Origin of the sequence: Vibrio aquaticus (assembly GCF_003970385.1) — a bacterium.
Lineage (GTDB): Bacteria > Pseudomonadota > Gammaproteobacteria > Enterobacterales > Vibrionaceae > Vibrio > Vibrio aquaticus.
In genome coordinates this window covers 213751-231372 of sequence record NZ_RXZH01000005.1, presented here as the reverse complement: position 1 = coordinate 231372, position 17622 = coordinate 213751, and the positions used below count along the sequence as shown (strand labels likewise).

Sequence of the window (17622 nt, the reverse complement as noted above, 5' to 3'; positions counted from 1 at the left end):
TGACAGAATGTATTTGAGCAGCGAAATCCGCTCAGCTCTTAATTAATGCGGTGAGATGTTCGATAGACACTGAACGTGAACCGTGATCTCTTCACGGTCATGGTAAAGATGCTTCGCTTGAAGTTTGAACTTCACATCATTGTCTTTAAGGAAAACTTTCAAGTTTTCGATGTCTTGAAGTACTTCGTCATAACGACCTTTCATCGGCAGTTTCAGGTTAAAGATCGCCTCTTTCGCCCAACCACTGATGATCCACTCACCCATCAGCTGTGCTACGCGTGATGGTTTTTCGATCATGTCACACACAAGCCATGTTACGTTCTTACGTGCTGGCTCAAACTTAAAGCCGTCTTCTTGGTGGTGTTTTACCTGACCTGTATCCATCAAGCTATCAGCCATCATGCCGTTGTCCACTGAGTGAACAAACATCGAACGCTTAACAAGTTGGTACGTCCAACCACCTGGACAAGCACCTAGGTCAACACCCCACATACCAGCAGCCAAACGCTCATCCCACTCTTCACGAGGAATGAAAACGTGGAAGGCTTCTTCTAGCTTCAACGTCGAACGGCTTGGCGCATCCGCTGGGAACTTAAGACGCGGAATCCCCATGAAGAACTGAGAGTTGTTGTTTGGCAGTGAGTAACCAACAAAACAATGGCCTGGTTCAACAAAACAGATGTGCAGAACGGGCTTCTTCGGGCTATCTTTCGGGAACAAAATCCCTTTTCCGCGCAACGCCTGACGCATTGGCACGGTAAACTTACGGCAAAACTTCAACAGCTCTTTCGCTTCATTGGTATCTGGCGTTTCGATGCGGATATCACCACAACGAGGCATTGATTCAACAAAGCTCAAATCATGCAGAATTGGCGAGATACGATCTTCACGTGGCAGTTCTTGAATTTCTGCAGCCACCGCAAAGATCTGGCGAGCAAAGATCAGTGATTTGAAATCTAACTCTTTTACTAGTTTTTGAGCGTCGCCTTCTTGGTAGCACTCAAATAATACGTAGCCACTATTTTTCTTTACGCGAGGGAAACCAAATACTTCTAGCTGAGTCGCACGATCTTGAATTTCACCGGCACACTCTTTCTCAAAGCCACTGCGGCAGTAGAGCATTAATTGTTTCACTGTTTCACCTCTGTAATTTGTAGCGCTGCGTAGACGAACAAGCCCCAGCCCAACATAAACGTCATTCCACCCAATGGGGTGATGGGTCCAAACCACTTAATGCCCGTTAATGCCATAGCGTAAAGACTGCCGCTAAAACAAAAGATGCCGATGATAAAGCAAATTGCGGCAAGGGCGAAATATTTTTGTGACTTAGTAGGCAATTTTAGCTGAATAAGGACGGCGCAAAGCAAAATAGCGATGGCATGAATAAACTGGTACTGCACACCAGTTTGAAAAACTTCCACCAAATACGGCGAAAGCATTTTCTTCAATCCATGCGCAGCAAAAGCGCCTAGCGCGACACCAACACCAGCAAATGCTCCACCAGCAACAAGTAATGTTTTACTTTTCACCGTACACCTCAAAAATAAACTGAGCGAGCTGTTTTACAGCCAACTGTATATTGCCCGTTTCTGTGTAGCCTGAACTTTTACGTGGCTTGAAGCTATGATCACCATCGGGGATGAACTGCACATTGACCGATTCCGACAATGTAAAATCTTCAAACTCTTCTTTCTTACCAAACGTGTCGCGTTCACCTTGAAGAATCAAAGTGGGCGTGGCTAATTCAGCCAAATGGTCGCCTTTATACTTTTCAGGCTTGCCTGGCGGGTGGAATGGGAAACCTAAACAAGCAACACCAGCAACCTTGTCGTTATCCGCTAACAAGCTCGACATACGGCCACCCATTGACTTACCGCCAATCACAATCGGTTTGTCTGCAGCGAACTCTTGAATCACCGCCTCATAAGCATCTAGTAACTTCGGCGCACGATCCGGCGGACGTTTTTTACCATCTTCAGCTCGCTTCACCATGTATGGAAAATTAAAGCGCACAACCTGAATGCCTCGCTTCGCCAGACCTTTGGCGACCGCTTCCATAAACGCATGATCCATGCCCGCCCCTGCTCCATGAGCAAAAATGAACATTGGCTGACCTTTTTCACCGTCAATCAAGTAATCACTCATCAAGCAGCTCCTCTTGTTCGCTTTGCGCTTTCGCTAACATCCAATCACGGAAGGTGGCAATACGCCCCATGTCGGCTTGCTTATCATGGCAAACAACATAAAAGGCATTCTTTGACAATAAGACTTCATCAAAAGGGGCAATCAAGCGTCCGGCTTCCAGTTCTGGTTGAGCCAACACGTTATTACCCAGTGCCACACCTTGGCCATGCGCGGCTGCTTGCAGAACCATGGTTGAGTGACTGAAAATTGGGCCGTGGTTAACATTCACGCCCTCAATACCATTCTGCTTAGCAAATTGTTTCCAGTCTTTTCGAGAAGTGTCATGAAGTAACGTATGCTGTTTCAAATCACTTAGAGTTTCTAATGGTTTGTTACCCAATAGTAACGAAGGTGAACAGAGTGGAATCAAGAATTCTTGATAAAGCTTATCTGCTCGTAAACCAGGCCAATTGCCACGGCCGTAGTAAATAGCCACATCGACGTCATCCGTCAGCGAACCTTCATCCATATCAACCGCTTTAATGCGTACGTCGATATCCGGTTCTTGCTGATTAAAGTCGGCCAATCTCGGAACTAGCCATTGAATCGCAAAGCTCGGTGGTAAGCTGATGGTCAACGCGCCTTTTTCACTACGTTCCAATACTTTATCGGTCGCTTCGGCCAGTGAGGTAAAGATATCTTTAATATCAAGGAAGTAGCTTTGGCCTTCTTCAGTAAGCAATAAAGAACGGTTTCTGCGACGGAACAGTTTTAAGCCAAGGAACTCTTCTAGCGCTTTGATCTGATGACTGACAGCGGCTTGAGTAACGAACAACTCCTCTGCAGCACGAGTAAAACTCAAGTGGCGTGCAGCGGCTTCAAACACTTTTAAAGAGTTCAAAGGTGGCAATCTTCTGGACATACTAGCCTTCTATAAAATGGATTAGTTTTTTTTATCTGAAACATTATAAAATGTCCGTTGCCTGACGACCAGAGAAATTCTATATTTCATCCCGCAGCAAGGAGCTTGAACGGCTTGATTCCCTTTTGAATCAATTAGCTTCTTGTTGCGATGTTGTGTTTGCAAACTCGTATTTCGAGTTCGGTAGGTTTCTACCAGTTTTGTTTCTCGGTGAAACGAAACATATACTTCCTGTATTTATTTTGACCTGTCTGTCAAATTTTTTAGCACCGCCTATATGGCGGTGTTTTTTTATGTCTGAAATTTGTTGTCTCGCTCAAAAACAAAAAAAGCGCAAACCGAATCAACGATTTGCGCTTTCAAATTCTTTGCCTAACTAGACGTTATGGACGGTAAACCTTAACGTTGCTGAAGCCTTGCTCTTGTAGGTAAAGAGCTTGTAGTCGGCTCATTACACCACGGTCACAGTACAGTAGGTAAGTCTTAGACTGATCTAAATCACCAAACTGTGTACCCAACTTGAAGAACGGAATGTGTTTTACTTCTACGCCTTCAATCTCTAATGGGTTGTCGTCTTCTTCTTCCGGGCTACGAATATCCAGAACAATCGCATGTTCTTCAACAGCTTGAACCTGCTCTACTTCTGGCGCTGCCTGCTCGGTTTCTTTCGCGATGTCACGGATGTCCATAACACGCGCATCACGAACCACTTGCTCTAGGATTTCGAAGTTGAACTTATCTTCTTCTGTGTCCAGTTTCGCTTTAACTGCTTTCACTGTTGGCTTCTTAGAAATCACACCACAGTACTCAGGCATGGTTTTCGCGAAGTCTTCAGTGCCGATATCACGCGCTAGATTGATGATATCTTCTTTATCCCAGTTGATCAGAGGACGAAGAATCAGCGTGTCTGTTACGTTATCGATATGGCGAAGGTTAGTTAGAGTTTGACTCGATACTTGACCTAGTGCCTCACCAGTAACCAGCGCTTCAATCTTGAATTTCTCAGCAACCATGCCTGCGGCACGCATAAACATGCGTTTCAGAATAACGCCCATTTGACCGTCATCTACTTTCTCTAGGATCTCTGCAACCACTGGTTCGAAATCTACCGAGATAAAGCGAACTTTTGCCGAAGAACCGTATTTGTTCCATAGGTAGTGAGAAACCTGCTTAACACCGATTTCGTGCGCTGGGCCACCTAGGTTAAAGAAACAGTAATGTACTTTAGAGCCACGTTTGATGTGTAGGTAGCTTGATACGCCAGAGTCGAAACCGCCAGAAATCAGGCTTAGTACGTCTTCTTGTGTACCAAGTGGGAAACCGCCAAGACCTTTGTAACGTGCGATAACTTGGTTTAGCTTCTCGTTCGCGACTTCCACTTTTACCGTCACGTCAGGGTTCTTTAGCTTAACGCTTGCGCTTTCAATCGCTTGGTTAAGACCACCACCTACGTAACGCTCAAGTTCAATAGAAGTAAAATCATGCTTGCCACGGCGCTTAGCACGTACAACAAATGTCTTACCTTCTAGGTTTGGACGGTTCAGCTCTAATACCTGCTCAAAAATATTATGCAGGTCAGTGAAGTCTGATTGCTGTACTTCAAGTACGTGGTGGATACCTGGAGTATGCGTCAATACCTCGATCACTTCTTCACGGTACTGATCCGACTCAGACGTCACTTCGATATGGTCACGACGGTTAAATACCGCGACAGATTCTGAACGGCTCTTAATAATGTTGCGAATGTTACATTCAAGAATCTTTGTGAAGCGCTTACGCACCGACTCACTTTTTACAAAAATTTCTGGATGGGGCTTGACGATAAATTTCATAATTCACTTCACAACAAGTTTAATAAATTCGCAGAATAAGTACGGTGAGAATAGCTCGACCGCTCACTCCAGATATAGAGTTAGTCTCTAAGGGCGCAAGATTATACATGAATGAATGGCCATAAAAAAGACGAGCCTTTTCGCTCGTCTTTTCTTATTTAAGGTAACACTGGCACTTCATCGCTGAGTAACGCTTCACCTTGCATGATGCTTATCTCTACTCGGCGATTTCGAGAACGTTGCGCCTCGGTGTCATTTGGCCCTAGTGGTTCGGTATCCGCCATGCCCCGGACTCGTAAGCGAGCATGGTCAAAGCCTCGTACTTTCTCCATTTCTTGAGCAACGGAGACAGCGCGTTGTGCAGACAGATCCCAATTAGAACGATAGAGCTCCGAGTCAATGCGTTGGTTATCCGTATGACCTGACACTCGAATAATACCTGGAATATCTTTCACCAAATCGGCGATTTGGCGCACAAGTGGTCTGAACTTCGGTTGTAGGAATGCCGACCCTTCTGGGAACGCTCCTTTCTCTCGGATACGAATATCGATTTGTTGACCTAAGTTTTCAACTTCAATCGCACCTTGCTCAATTTCACGCTCTAACGCTTTCTTGATGCTCTCCATGATGGTTTCGAGCTCTTGCGACATTTCTGCCGACTGCTGTTGCTCATTATCCGACTCGGAGTTCTGGTTATTTTGCGTTGAGGTGTCTGGCGATTGCCCACCGGTTAACTTACCTTCATCACGCTGTGTACCACCAGCACGGTCAGAGTCCCCTTCGTGAAACTCCAAGGTTTGCTGAGTGATATCGATGGTTTGCTGCATGATAACGTCAATTGGTGTCGGCTCTGGTCGCCCAGGTCTAAATTCCTGAGCAATAATGCTGGTCCCTTTTGGAATGTCTTTCACTTCCAATCGGTTTTGAACACCAAACGCAAACTTCATTGAACCGGCGATCTGTTTAAACTTCAGTACATCCATTTCTGAGAAGGAAAGTAGAAGTACGAAGAAACACATCAGCAGCGACATCAAGTCGGCAAACGTCCCCATCCAAAGCGGAAGGCCAGGTGGTGGACATTTGGGTTGTTCTTCTTCCATACCTTTGACCTTACTCGTTATCTACATCAAGAGCACGTTTACCTTCGTTGAGGTAATTCTTAAGGTAACTGTCGATCACGCGAGGGTTTTGGCCGTCTTGGATAGCAAGTACACCATCCATCACCAAACGACGATTGAGTTTTTCTTGCTCACGGCGCAGTGACAGTTTGTCTGCAATTGGGAAGAACACCATGTTTGATAAGATCGCACCATAGAGTGTTGTTAAGAGTGCAACCGCCATCGCGGGACCGATCGCTTTAGGGTCATCCATGTTCGAAAGCATGGCAACCAGACCAACCAGCGTTCCGATCATACCCATCGCAGGGGCTACATCACCAAAGGCTCTAAACACACTGGCACCAAAATCGTGTCGTTCATCCGTTAATGCGATATCTTTTTGCAGCGCTGCTCGAACAACGTCTGCGTCGTGGCCATCCACCAGAAGGTCAATGCCTTTCTGCATAAAACTGTTGGTGATTTCCATCTCTTCAAGCGCAAGGAAGCCGCCTTTACGAGCCGCATCTGCCATCTCTACGACTTTCGCGATCAGATCTTCGGGCTCATCGGCTTTAAACATGAATGCCTTACCGGCAATCTTAGTCGCACCAAAGAACTGCCCCATGGTAAACTTCATTAAAACGACGAAGGTAGAGCCACCCACTACGATCAAAATCGATGTAACATCGATAAACATCATAATGCTTCCGCCCAGTATCATTGCCATGATAACGAAAGCAAAGCCGCCTATCAGTCCAACCAGCGTTGCTAAATCCACAAAGCACTCCTCATGCTATCTTTAAGCTTCTATCAAAGTATATCGGCAACACGTTCAGATCTTTAGTTTTTTATTGGTACTCTATTCACAGAAATGTTGTGTGGACGATTTCATACCAGAGTCTGTGTGTGTAAAAACGAGACCTTTCGCTTAAGTTGACCGGCTAAGCTCGATTTTTCTGACAAATTTGTTCGGTTAAATTTGACCATCATTATCGGCTAAGGTAACTTTCGTGCATCTTTATCAATACAGACTGATTATGGCGAGCAAGAAACCTGAAAACATGACCTTTGAGGCCACCATTGATGAACTCGATGTTATCGTAGAAAACCTCGAAAATGGTGATTTGGCATTAGAAGATGCACTGAAAAAGTTTGAACGTGGTATCGCTCTTGCTCGTGCCGGTCAAACTAAGTTAAGTGACGCAGAGCAGCGTGTCAGCATTTTGCTACAAAACGATGATCAATCTCCGCTAAGCGACTTTGACGGTCAGCCTGAGTAAAACAAGAATTCTATGTCTGTCATGCAAGAGGCATTAACCTCATTCCAACACCGCAACAATGAACAGCTTAACCAATGGCTGCAGTCATTACCGCATCAAAACCAACCACTGATTGAAGCAATGCGTTACGGTCTATTGCTGGGTGGTAAACGTGCTCGCCCATTTTTGGTCTACATTACAGGCCAAATGCTCGGTTGTGATATCAAGGATCTTGATACTCCCGCTTCTGCGGTAGAGTGTATCCACGCCTATTCTTTGATTCATGATGACTTGCCCGCGATGGATGATGATGAGCTGCGTCGTGGTCAACCAACCTGCCATATAAAATTTGACGAAGCGACGGCGATCCTAACTGGTGATGCTCTGCAAACTCTCGCATTTTCGATTCTTGCCGATGGATCACTCAATCCAAATGCCGAATCTAACCGTATCAAAATGATAAAAGTGTTAGCAGATGCGTCTGGCGCTAACGGTATGTGTATGGGGCAAGCGTTAGATCTTGCGGCAGAAAACCGTTCAGTCTCTTTGCAAGAATTAGAAGAGATACACCGCAACAAAACCGGTGCATTGATGAAATCTGCAATTCGTCTTGGCGCTTTAGCTGCGGGTGATAAAGGGCTTGAAGTTCTACCTTCGCTCGATAAATTCGCCGATGCAATTGGCCTAGCGTTTCAGGTACAAGACGACATTTTAGATATTATTAGTGACACAGAGACTTTAGGAAAACCTCAAGGCTCTGACCAAGAATTAAACAAAAGTACCTATCCAGCTTTGCTAGGATTGGAAGGAGCTATTAACAAAGCTCACACTCTGTTAAATGAAGCACTTCAAGCTTTGGAAACAATCCCATACAATACAGAGTTACTCGAAGAGTTCGCCCGATATGTCATCGAGCGCAAGAACTAACACAATAAGCGCGCATTTATATGACTCTTGATATTTCAAAATATCCAACACTCGCTCTCGCAGACACACCAGATGAGCTTCGTAGCCTACCGAAAGAGGTGCTACCAACCCTGTGTGACGAATTGCGTACCTACTTATTGAATTCTGTGAGCCAGTCGAGTGGCCACTTAGCCTCTGGCTTAGGTACCGTAGAGCTGACTGTTGCCCTTCACTATGTCTACAACACACCTTTCGATCAGTTAGTGTGGGATGTTGGCCATCAGGCTTATCCTCATAAAATTCTAACGGGTCGCCGCGATAAACTGTCTACAATCCGCCAAAAAGATGGGCTACACCCTTTCCCTTGGCGTGAAGAGAGTGAATACGACACTCTATCTGTTGGTCACTCTTCAACATCGATCAGTGCCGGTCTAGGTATGGCGATCAGCGCTGGCAAAGAAGGTAAGAACCGTAAGGTTGTCAGTGTAATCGGTGATGGTGCGATTACCGCAGGTATGGCATTTGAAGCCATGAACCATGCCGGTGACGTGCATCCAGACATGCTCGTGATTCTAAACGACAACGAGATGTCGATTTCTGAAAACGTAGGCGCTCTAAACAACCACCTTGCTCAAGTGCTTTCTGGCAACCTTTACACCTCGATCCGTGAGGGTGGCAAAAAGGTTCTGTCTGGCGTTCCCCCTATCAAAGAGTTGGTTCGCCGCACCGAAGAGCATCTAAAAGGTATGGTTGTTCCTGGGACCTTATTTGAAGAACTTGGCTTTAACTACATTGGCCCAGTTGACGGCCATGATGTGAATGAACTGGTGAAAACCCTTAAGAACATGCGTGAGCTTAAAGGTCCTCAGTTCCTGCACATCATGACGAAGAAAGGTAAAGGCTACGAGCCTGCCGAGAAAGATCCAATTGGTTACCACGGTGTACCTAAGTTTGACCCTAGCCACAACTCTTTACCAAAGAGCAGTGGAGGCAAGCCAAGCTTCTCTAAGATCTTTGGTGACTTCTTATGTGATATGGCTGCGCAAGATCCTAAGCTAATGGCAATCACGCCAGCAATGCGCGAAGGCTCTGGTATGGTTCGTTTCTCTAAAGAGTTCCCAGAGCAATACTTTGATGTCGCGATCGCAGAGCAACACGCAGTGACGTTAGCAACAGGTATGGCGATTGCGGGTGATCACCCAATCGTGGCTATCTACTCAACGTTCTTACAGCGTGGTTACGATCAACTTATTCACGACATCGCCATCATGGACTTGCCTGTGATGTTTGCCATCGACCGTGCTGGTCTAGTGGGTGCTGACGGTCAGACTCACCAAGGTGCATTCGATCTAAGCTTTATGCGTTGTATCCCGAATATGGTGATTATGGCGCCAAGCGATGAAAACGAATGCCGTCAGATGCTCTACACCGGCCACAAGCATACAGGCCCGTCAGCAGTACGTTACCCTCGTGGAACGGGGATGGGCGTTGATATTGAGCAAGAATTTTCTGCCCTTGAGATCGGTAAAGGTCGCCTTGTTCGTCAAGGTGAAAAAGTCGCCATCCTCAGCTTTGGTACTTTCTTGGATAATGCATTAGAAGCAGCCGAATCGCTCAATGCAACGGTCGCGGACATGCGCTTCGTTAAACCACTCGATGAAGCACTCATCAAACAGTTAGCCGCCGATCATGATGTGATTGTGACGCTTGAAGAAAATGCGATTGCCGGTGGCGCGGGTGCCGGTGTGATCGAATTTATGATGAAAGAGAAGATTATCAAGCCAGTGCTTAACCTTGGCTTACCGGATAAATTTATCCACCAAGGTACACAAGATGAACTGCACCAAGAACTTGGTTTAGATAGTAAAGGAATTGAGCAATCGATCCTTGATTACCTAAGTAAATAATCTCTGATTTAAGTTAATAAAAGCCCTCGAATGAGGGCTTTTTAGTTTTTGAAGTCCAAAGCTAACCTGGAAGCTGCCAACCAAACTCTTCACTGAGCTTTTGCCAAGTTTCATCGAAACCCGCACTGATGACTAAGCTCTCATTCGTAAAAGGATGAATAAACTCTAGACGTGAAGCATGCAGCAACAGCCTGTGTGAGTCGTAGACCTCTCTGTACAATTTATTATGCTTACCATCGCCATGAGTCGTATCACCGACAATAGGATGCCTTAGGTGAGCCATATGACGTCGTAGCTGATGCTTACGGCCTGTTAATGGTTTCATTTCCATCAAGCAGTAACGCGTGGTCGGAAACTTACCTGTTGAATGGGGCACTTCCACTTTCGCTAGCGGCCAATAATCCGTAATAGCTTCTTGCGCTTCCTTTTCTTGGCTTGCGTGTTTGTCAGCAATCTTATCGAGTTCCACTTTTAACGCATAATCGAGGCGGGCAGACTCTTCAATCCAGCCACGAACAATCGCATGATAGGTTTTCTCCATCTCGTGATTAGCGAACATCGGCATCACTTGCGAAGCGACTTCACTAGACAAGGCAAAAATCAGAACCCCTGATGTTGGGCGATCAAGGCGGTGAAGCGGAAACACGTGCTGACCAATTTGATCACGCAAAGTCTGCATAACAAATTGTGTTTCATGCTTATCAAGCCAGCTTCTATGGACCAGCATACCCGCAGGCTTATTGACTGCGACGAAGTATTCATCCTGATAAATGATCTCAAGCATCGCTGCACACCTTATCAATTTGTTGAACGAACTTAATCAAAGATACGTACTCCGCTCTCTCTTTCCAGCACTCTTCAAAATACGGCGCTATCGCGAAACCGGAAGGCAGCATTTGGTTAGCGGCAATAAGTACACGTACTTTGGCAATAAATACCCATTGCAGCCATTCCTGAGGCTCAAGCGTATCAATCGCAAATGGCTGGGTGCTACTCAGGGCTTCAGCGCTTGGTTGAGTACTCTTCCAAAGGTGATGAGAGCGCATTTCTTGCTCCAAAGCATCGACCAGTTCGACTAATTGTTTCTGTTTCGTCATTTATCTATATGTGGACCTTGAAAATTGCCCTAAGAGTACCATTTATAGAGGAAAGAAAGTTAGGACAATTCTCCAATGGAAACCATTCATACCCTTACCGAACTGCTCAATAACAGTGACTGCCAATACCAAGTATTTGATCTTGGACGTCGAATCAAAACGATCGATGCAAAAACATTTGCAGATGCAGAGAAAGGCCAATTGCCTTACCCATACCCAATGCAAAGAAAAGCGCATATTGCTATCGCATACTGGAACAAAGAACAGCAGCCATGGATCTGGTTCCTCAAATTTGAGTTGGATGAACGTGGTTTATTGAAACAGTCAGACATTGGTAACTTTCTTAAGTATGTCATTGAAGCGATGGGGACCCACATCAGCCAAAACATGACTGAAGAGCAGCAAGAAAAGTTGTCGAATAACCCATACACTTTCAAGCCGGCAGAAGACAAAATGGCCGTGTTCCATAGCCAAATTCGCGCTTCATTAGATCTGCCATGCAGTCAATACTACGAGCATGCACAGCACTATTTTTCTGGTGGCTTAGAGTGGGATAAATGGCAAGCGGTTGGTTTACAAGGTGTGACGGATATTTGTGCTCGCTTAGGCCAAGAGCAAAACGGCGTTAACCTTCGTAAAGCGCTAAAGCACCTCCCGAATGAGCCGTTATATGCCCTACTTGGCGCACTGGAACACAGTGATCTTTCAGATAAGTTGGCAAAGGCTTTAGCTGACCTTGCGACTCAACAAATTGACAGTTCTGAACCGGATTTGTTTTTTCTTTCAGCGTTGACTCGTGCTCTCTCTGGTGCGCCTAAAGACGTCGCGACACCAATTGTGAACGCGATTCTTGCCAGCCCTCGTTTGAGCCACCAAGAAGTACTGATTGGCATTGCCGGCAGAAGCTGGCATTGGTTGAGCGATGCTACCATTGCAGAGCAGTTCCTGCTTCGCTTAGCACAAACTGGAAACCAGAACCTATTTAACCAACTGTTCGCAGACTTAGTCATGTTGCCAGAGCTGCGTATGGTTCTGTTGCCTCTACTTCACTCTAGCCCATCGGAAGAGCTAGCTCAGGCACTGGTTCGCTTACAGCAAGCAACCAAAGCTTAATTTAAAGGACGCCCTATGATTCATGATCTCTTTGCTATTTTGGCCCTAGCCATTGTCTGTTTGATATTTTGGCAGCAGCGCCGACAAGCCGAACTGGCTAAGTCCATTGCAGCCAGAAAATGCAAAGAGCTGGATCTACAGTTAATCAGCGTCGCTTTAAAAACACACAAACTAAAAACGCCAGACGGTGTCTGGCGTTTTCATTCTATCTATCAATTCGAATTTTCCTCCCTTGGTGATGATTGCTACCAAGGGGACATCATTATGCAAGGTTTCCAACTAGCAAAGGTGGCTCTACCGCCACATCGGATGTAAAAACGTATTCGCCATAAGGGCCAAACATATCTTCTTTTTGGGTGTTGAGTACGAAGCCTAGTTTGCTCAGTATACGTATTGATGCCATATGACCGACATTAGCGGTAGCGACAACTTTACTTAAACCTAGGTTGTATATCGCTTTAGGAAAGAAAGACTGAAGCACCTCGCTTGCAAAGCCTTTACCCCAATGCTTCTTATCGAAAAGAAACCCTAATTCAGGTTCATCACTGTTTAAACCTGAAATAAACACATGCCCAATATAGTCACGTGACAAACTATCAAGCACAGCCATCGCATGCACGTTCTCATCGTTCATTACTTGATTAAACAGACGTTTTGCTGACGATACTGTATGAGGGCCATTCATTTCTGCACGATTAGTCGCACAACAGTTGAGCATTAAAAACTCTGATTGTAGGGAGTCGTTATAAGGTACTAATAACGCTCGGCGGGTCACAATAGTCATGACACATCCTTGTAGACAGCAATAATTGTTTTAGAAAACAAAGCCGAAAATTTATACCAACTGATAGCAACCTTTATTGATCTAGGTTGTTTTTAGTGCACTGTTATTAGAATTATTAATTGGGGTGAGATCTAAGAAAAACCCCGACACGTTAGTATCGGGGCTATAAGTCTTACTCGCAGCAATCCGGCTACAAAAGTGCTCCATGCATCTTCCGTAATAGTGACTGATTCCTTCAGCCTATTCCTACTTTCGCCGTCCTAGCGGTGTCCTCATCATCCTGATAGCTAACTCTTCCTCGTTAGCGCACATCACTCTATCCGTAAGTGGTGTCCTTGGTATCTTCCTGATACTGTCCGTGCCTCTTCCTAGAGGTGTCCATTGTCGTCCATGTCACTGATATCCTGTCAGTGGCTGTATCCTTACAATGTCCTTTCGCTCCGTGCTTGATTAACTATCCTAGTCAACCAACCTTCTTCCTGAAGATGCCCAATCCTTGGTCTTTCCTGTTCCGTGTCAGTATCCTTCCGACAAGTTCTAATTTACCTGCTTTTCGATTTTAGACAATCACCATTCAAACGCCTTTCAGGCATAAATTATGAGCAGAAAACCATATAGTTTAATATTTTCATAAACTTACAAACAAACCCACCCTTTCACCCCAACATAAAACCCTATTTCTCGCACATTATGTGTGAGAGATCTCTCACGTGCTGTTTCTCAATTTTCCATTCGCTAAATAAGTCGCCGCTCAGTATGATGAGAGATAAAGCACAATGGAGGTTTTATGCTTACTCAAGATGTTAGCCAAGAGCTAAAAAGTGTCCTTGAACAGCTTCATGCAGAAGGAAAAGAACCCACAGTCGCATTAGTCAAAGCAAGGCTATCAACATCAGTCCCGATGCCTGCGTTGATTACGACTATAAAAAGCTGGAAGAGCTCAAACCGAGTTCCTAAGGTAGAAGTAGCGGTAAAGAAAGAAGTCGCTGATGCAGACCGAATCGAACAATTGGAAAAGCAGGTTACTGAGCTAACTATGCGGTTAGCTGCTTTAGAAGAAAAGTTATCGAGCTAAAAACAAAAAGGCTTGGCACAATGCCAAGCCTTTCTTTTATTGAAGTCCGGTTAGATTACCAACCAGTGATCTCACGTAGACCTTTACCGATGTCTGCAAGAGACTTAACCGTCTTAACGCCTGCTGCTTCTAGAGCTGCAAACTTGTCTTCCGCTGTGCCTTTACCACCAGAGATGATTGCACCAGCGTGACCCATACGTTTACCCGGAGGAGCCGTCACACCTGCAATGTAAGAAACAACCGGCTTAGTGACGTTTTCTTTGATGAACGCTGCCGCTTCTTCTTCCGCCGTACCACCGATTTCACCAATCATTACGATTGCTTCTGTCTCTGGATCTTCTTGGAACAGTTTTAGGATATCAATGAAGTTTGAACCTGGGATTGGGTCACCACCGATACCAACACAAGTAGACTGACCGAAACCTTCGTCTGTCGTCTGCTTAACTGCTTCGTAAGTTAGTGTACCTGAGCGTGATACGATGCCCACTTTACCTTTCTTGTGGATATGACCAGGCATGATACCAATCTTACACTCATCTGGAGTGATAAGACCCGGACAGTTAGGGCCAATCATACGAACGCCAGTTTCTTCTAGCTTCACTTTCACATCGATCATATCGATGGTCGGGATGCCTTCAGTGATTGTTACGATAAGCTCAATGCCCGCATCAATCGCTTCTAAGATTGCATCTTTACAGAAAGGTGCTGGTACGTAGATAACTGTTGCTGTTGCGCCAGTTGCTTCTACTGCTTCGCGTACTGTGTTGAATACAGGAAGACCAAGGTGAGTTTGACCACCTTTACCCGGAGATACACCACCAACCATTTGCGTACCGTAAGCGATAGCTTGCTCAGAGTGGAACGTACCTTGACCGCCAGTGAAACCCTGACAGATTACTTTAGTGTCTTTGTTAATTAATACAGACATTATTTAGCCTCCGCAGCAGCAACAACTTTCTGAGCAGCATCTGTTAGAGATTCAGCTGCAATGATATCAACATCAGAATTCGCAAGTACTTCGCGACCTAGGTCTGCGTTTGTACCTTCTAGACGAACAACAACTGGTACTGTTACGCCTACTTCTTTAACCGCACCGATAATACCTTCAGCGATCATGTCACAACGAACGATACCACCGAAGATGTTTACTAGTACTGCGCTAACATTGTCATCAGAAAGGATGATCTTGAATGCTTCAGCTACACGCTCTTTTGTCGCGCCGCCGCCTACATCAAGGAAGTTTGCTGGCTTGCCGCCGTGTAGGTTAACGATATCCATCGTACCCATTGCTAGACCTGCGCCGTTAACCATACAGCCAACGTTACCGTCTAGTGCTACGTAGTTTAGTTCCCACTGTGCTGCGTGTGCTTCGCGCTCATCTTCTTGAGATGGATCGTGCATTTCACGTAGTTTAGGCTGACGGTACATCGCGTTTGAGTCGATGTTGATCTTGCCGTCTAGACAAAGAAGGTTGCCTTCGCCAGTAATAACAAGTGGGTTGATCTCTAGTAGAGCTAGGTCGTACTGAGAGAACATTTGGCCAAGACCCATGAAGATCTTAACGAATTGTTTGATTTGATCGCCAACTAGGCCAAGTTTGAACGCAAGTTCGCGACCTTGGTAAGCTTGAGGGCCTACTAGAGGATCAATCGCAGATTGGTGAATCAACTCAGGTGTTTCTTCAGCGATTTTCTCAATGTCCACACCGCCTTCAGTAGACGCCATGAATACAATTTTACGAGTTGCACGGTCTACAACTGCGCCTAGGTAAAGCTCGTTAGCAATGTTAGATGCTTCTTCAACTAGGATTTTAGTTACTGGCTGACCATTTGCATCTGTTTGGTAAGTCACTAGGTTTTTACCTAGCCACTTTTGAGCAAACTCTTTAACGCCTTCTTTAGTATCGTGCAGCTCAACGCCGCCCGCTTTACCACGGCCACCAGCGTGTACCTGACACTTAACAACTTTCTTCTCTGTTGAGATACGACCCGCAGCTTCGAAAGCTTCCTGAGCTGTATCACATGCGAAACCTTCTGGTACAGGCAAACCGAATTCTGCAAACAGCTGTTTGGCTTGGTATTCATGCAAATTCATTTTGATATTCCGTTTATTTTCCCTTTAAGGGATTATTATTTCCATAACGCCGCTATAGTGCGGTCGTCTGTAGGGTCTTCTCAAATCAATCACTCAATATTTATCGATACCAAGTGATTCAAATGAAGGCCAGACAGTTGAGCTAATCTAACCTTTGAAACTATCGAACGTCTAGCTACGCTGAGTAACTAGACGTTTTAGCGATATTAAACGTCTAATAACAGACGTGCAGGATCTTCTAGTAATTCTTTAATGGTTACTAGGAAGCCCACAGACTCACGGCCATCGATTAGACGGTGATCGTAAGACAGTGCTAGGTACATCATCGGCAGGATTTCAACCTTACCGTCCACCGCCATTGGGCGCTCTTGAATCTTGTGCATACCAAGAATTGCTGACTGGGGTGGGTTGATGATAGGTGTAGACATTAGAGAGCCAAACACACCACCGTTAGTGATAGTGAAGTTACCACCGATGAGTTCATCAACGGTTAGCTTGCCGTCACGACCTTTGATTGCTAGCTCTTTGATGCCCTTCTCTACATCAGCAAAACCTAGCGTGTCACAGTCTTTAAGAACAGGTGTCACTAGACCACGTGGCGTAGATACCGCCATGCTGATGTCGAAGTAGTTGTGGTAAACAATATCATCACCGTCGATAGACGCGTTCACTTCAGGGTATCGTTTTAGTGCTTCTGTTACTGCTTTCACATAGAAAGACATAAAGCCTAAACGAATACCGTGACGCTCTTCGAACTGGTCTTTGTACTGCTTGCGAAGGTCCATGATAGGTTTCATGTTCACTTCGTTGAACGTTGTCAGCATTGCCGTGCTGTTCTTCGCTTCTAGAAGACGGTTTGCTACTGTCTTACGCAGACGCGTCATTGGAACGCGCTTCTGGCTACGAGCAGCTGCAGGCGCTTCTGCCGCTGGTGCTTCCGCTTTAGGTGCTGCTTTCGCGTTTGCGATGTGCGCATCAATATCTTCACGAGTGATACGACCGCCAACACCCGTCCCTTTCACTTGTGATGCTTCTAGACCATGCTCAGCTAGTAGACGACGAACCGCTGGGCTTAGCGCATCATTGCTTTCTTCAGTCAGCGCTGCTTTGTGACGTTTATCTGGAGAAGCTTCTGTAGACTCAGTCGTGTCCGTAGTTGGTTCACCCGCTACCGCACCAGGCTTTAGCTTAGCGATTAGCTGCTTAGAAAGTACTGTGGCACCTTCTACTTCAATGATTGCTTCAAGAACACCCGCCTCTGGCGCTGGTACTTCAAGAACCACTTTATCCGTTTCAATATCAACCAGAACTTCGTCACGCTCTACTGCGTCACCAGGTTGTTTGTGCCAAGTCGCCACTGTAGCGTCTGCAACAGATTCAGGTAAATCTGGAACCAGAATTTCAATTGTCAT

Annotated in this window: 19 protein-coding genes; 6 read left to right on the top strand and 13 right to left on the bottom strand. The window is 45.6% G+C overall.

From position 1 onward, the window contains the following. Nucleotides 1–42: 42 nt before the first annotated feature. The 7 genes from rlmM to pomA all read right to left on the bottom strand — a co-directional run bounded on the left by rlmM (nt 43) and on the right by pomA (nt 6753). The gene (rlmM, locus tag EJ063_RS13160; RefSeq protein WP_126574736.1) at nt 43–1134 is read right to left on the bottom strand and encodes a 23S rRNA (cytidine(2498)-2'-O)-methyltransferase RlmM; all 1092 of its coding nucleotides are present in this window, start codon (nt 1132–1134) and stop codon (nt 43–45) included. Further along, nucleotides 1131–1529: a DUF423 domain-containing protein gene (locus EJ063_RS13155; protein WP_126574735.1), complete on the bottom strand. Its 399-nt coding sequence runs from the start codon at nt 1527–1529 to the stop codon at nt 1131–1133. The genes rlmM and EJ063_RS13155 overlap by 4 nt, the downstream gene beginning before the upstream one ends. Then, the gene (locus EJ063_RS13150; protein WP_126574734.1) at nt 1519–2145 is read right to left on the bottom strand and encodes an alpha/beta fold hydrolase; all 627 of its coding nucleotides are present in this window, start codon (nt 2143–2145) and stop codon (nt 1519–1521) included. The genes EJ063_RS13155 and EJ063_RS13150 overlap by 11 nt, the downstream gene beginning before the upstream one ends. Beyond that, nucleotides 2138–3046, bottom strand: a complete 909-nt coding sequence (locus tag EJ063_RS13145) for a transcriptional regulator GcvA (protein WP_126574733.1) — start codon at nt 3044–3046, stop codon at nt 2138–2140. Before EJ063_RS13145 ends, EJ063_RS13150 begins: the two co-directional genes overlap by 8 nt. A 383-nt stretch (nt 3047–3429) precedes the next feature. Next, nucleotides 3430–4878 (bottom strand): tRNA uracil 4-sulfurtransferase ThiI, encoded by a 1449-nt coding sequence (thiI, locus tag EJ063_RS13135; RefSeq protein ID WP_126574731.1) that lies wholly within the window; start codon nt 4876–4878, stop codon nt 3430–3432. A 158-nt stretch (nt 4879–5036) separates the two neighbouring features. Then, the gene (locus tag EJ063_RS13130) at nt 5037–5978 is read right to left on the bottom strand and encodes a flagellar motor protein MotB (protein WP_126574730.1); all 942 of its coding nucleotides are present in this window, start codon (nt 5976–5978) and stop codon (nt 5037–5039) included. A gap of 10 nt (nt 5979–5988) precedes the next feature. Continuing rightward, nucleotides 5989–6753: a flagellar motor protein PomA gene (pomA, locus tag EJ063_RS13125; protein ID WP_126574729.1), complete on the bottom strand. Its 765-nt coding sequence runs from the start codon at nt 6751–6753 to the stop codon at nt 5989–5991. 259 nt (nt 6754–7012) lie between these two features. Between pomA and xseB the strand changes: the two genes are divergently transcribed. The 3 genes from xseB to dxs are packed head-to-tail and all read left to right on the top strand — an operon-like array spanning nt 7013 to nt 10047. Then, a complete protein-coding gene (xseB, locus tag EJ063_RS13120) occupies nt 7013–7255 on the top strand; it encodes an exodeoxyribonuclease VII small subunit (protein ID WP_126574728.1) in 243 nt (80 codons plus the stop codon). A gap of 21 nt (nt 7256–7276) precedes the next feature. After that, nucleotides 7277–8161 (top strand): (2E,6E)-farnesyl diphosphate synthase, encoded by an 885-nt coding sequence (ispA, locus tag EJ063_RS13115; protein ID WP_126574806.1) that lies wholly within the window; start codon nt 7277–7279, stop codon nt 8159–8161. A gap of 20 nt (nt 8162–8181) precedes the next feature. Then, complete coding sequence (dxs, locus tag EJ063_RS13110; RefSeq protein ID WP_126574727.1) at nt 8182–10047, top strand: 1-deoxy-D-xylulose-5-phosphate synthase; 1866 nt, start codon at nt 8182–8184, stop codon at nt 10045–10047. Between the two features lie 61 nt (nt 10048–10108). On the opposite strand, the gene truC is transcribed toward dxs, so the two are convergent. Continuing rightward, complete coding sequence (gene truC, locus EJ063_RS13105) at nt 10109–10831, bottom strand: tRNA pseudouridine(65) synthase TruC (RefSeq protein ID WP_126574726.1); 723 nt, start codon at nt 10829–10831, stop codon at nt 10109–10111. Continuing rightward, nucleotides 10824–11144, bottom strand: a complete 321-nt coding sequence (locus EJ063_RS13100) for a YqcC family protein (protein WP_126574725.1) — start codon at nt 11142–11144, stop codon at nt 10824–10826. The genes truC and EJ063_RS13100 overlap by 8 nt, the downstream gene beginning before the upstream one ends. Nucleotides 11145–11219: 75 nt before the next feature. Here EJ063_RS13100 and EJ063_RS13095 point away from each other — a divergent pair, with 75 nt between their 5' ends. Both EJ063_RS13095 and EJ063_RS13090 read left to right on the top strand, forming a co-directional pair. Then, a complete protein-coding gene (locus EJ063_RS13095) occupies nt 11220–12257 on the top strand; it encodes a DUF3549 family protein (RefSeq protein ID WP_126574724.1) in 1038 nt (345 codons plus the stop codon). A 15-nt stretch (nt 12258–12272) separates the two neighbouring features. Beyond that, nucleotides 12273–12572, top strand: coding sequence for a DUF3301 domain-containing protein (locus tag EJ063_RS13090; protein ID WP_126574723.1), 300 nt, complete (start codon nt 12273–12275; stop codon nt 12570–12572). Here EJ063_RS13090 and EJ063_RS13085 read toward each other — a convergent pair. Then, entirely contained in the window at nt 12520–13041 is a 522-nt protein-coding gene (locus EJ063_RS13085) for a GNAT family N-acetyltransferase (protein WP_126574722.1), read from the bottom strand. The genes EJ063_RS13090 and EJ063_RS13085 overlap by 53 nt on opposite strands. 787 nt (nt 13042–13828) lie before the next feature. On the opposite strand from EJ063_RS13085, the gene EJ063_RS13075 reads away from it, so the two are divergent. After that, nucleotides 13829–14116, top strand: coding sequence for a hypothetical protein (locus EJ063_RS13075; RefSeq protein ID WP_126574721.1), 288 nt, complete (start codon nt 13829–13831; stop codon nt 14114–14116). 55 nt (nt 14117–14171) lie between these two features. Here EJ063_RS13075 and sucD read toward each other — a convergent pair whose 3' ends face one another. The 3 genes from sucD to odhB form a co-directional block, all read right to left on the bottom strand. After that, nucleotides 14172–15044: a succinate--CoA ligase subunit alpha gene (gene sucD / locus EJ063_RS13070; RefSeq protein ID WP_126574720.1), complete on the bottom strand. Its 873-nt coding sequence runs from the start codon at nt 15042–15044 to the stop codon at nt 14172–14174. Continuing rightward, the gene (sucC, locus tag EJ063_RS13065) at nt 15044–16210 is read right to left on the bottom strand and encodes an ADP-forming succinate--CoA ligase subunit beta (RefSeq protein WP_032551865.1); all 1167 of its coding nucleotides are present in this window, start codon (nt 16208–16210) and stop codon (nt 15044–15046) included. Before sucC ends, sucD begins: the two co-directional genes overlap by 1 nt. A gap of 206 nt (nt 16211–16416) precedes the next feature. Continuing rightward, complete coding sequence (odhB, locus tag EJ063_RS13060; RefSeq protein ID WP_126574719.1) at nt 16417–17622, bottom strand: 2-oxoglutarate dehydrogenase complex dihydrolipoyllysine-residue succinyltransferase; 1206 nt, start codon at nt 17620–17622, stop codon at nt 16417–16419.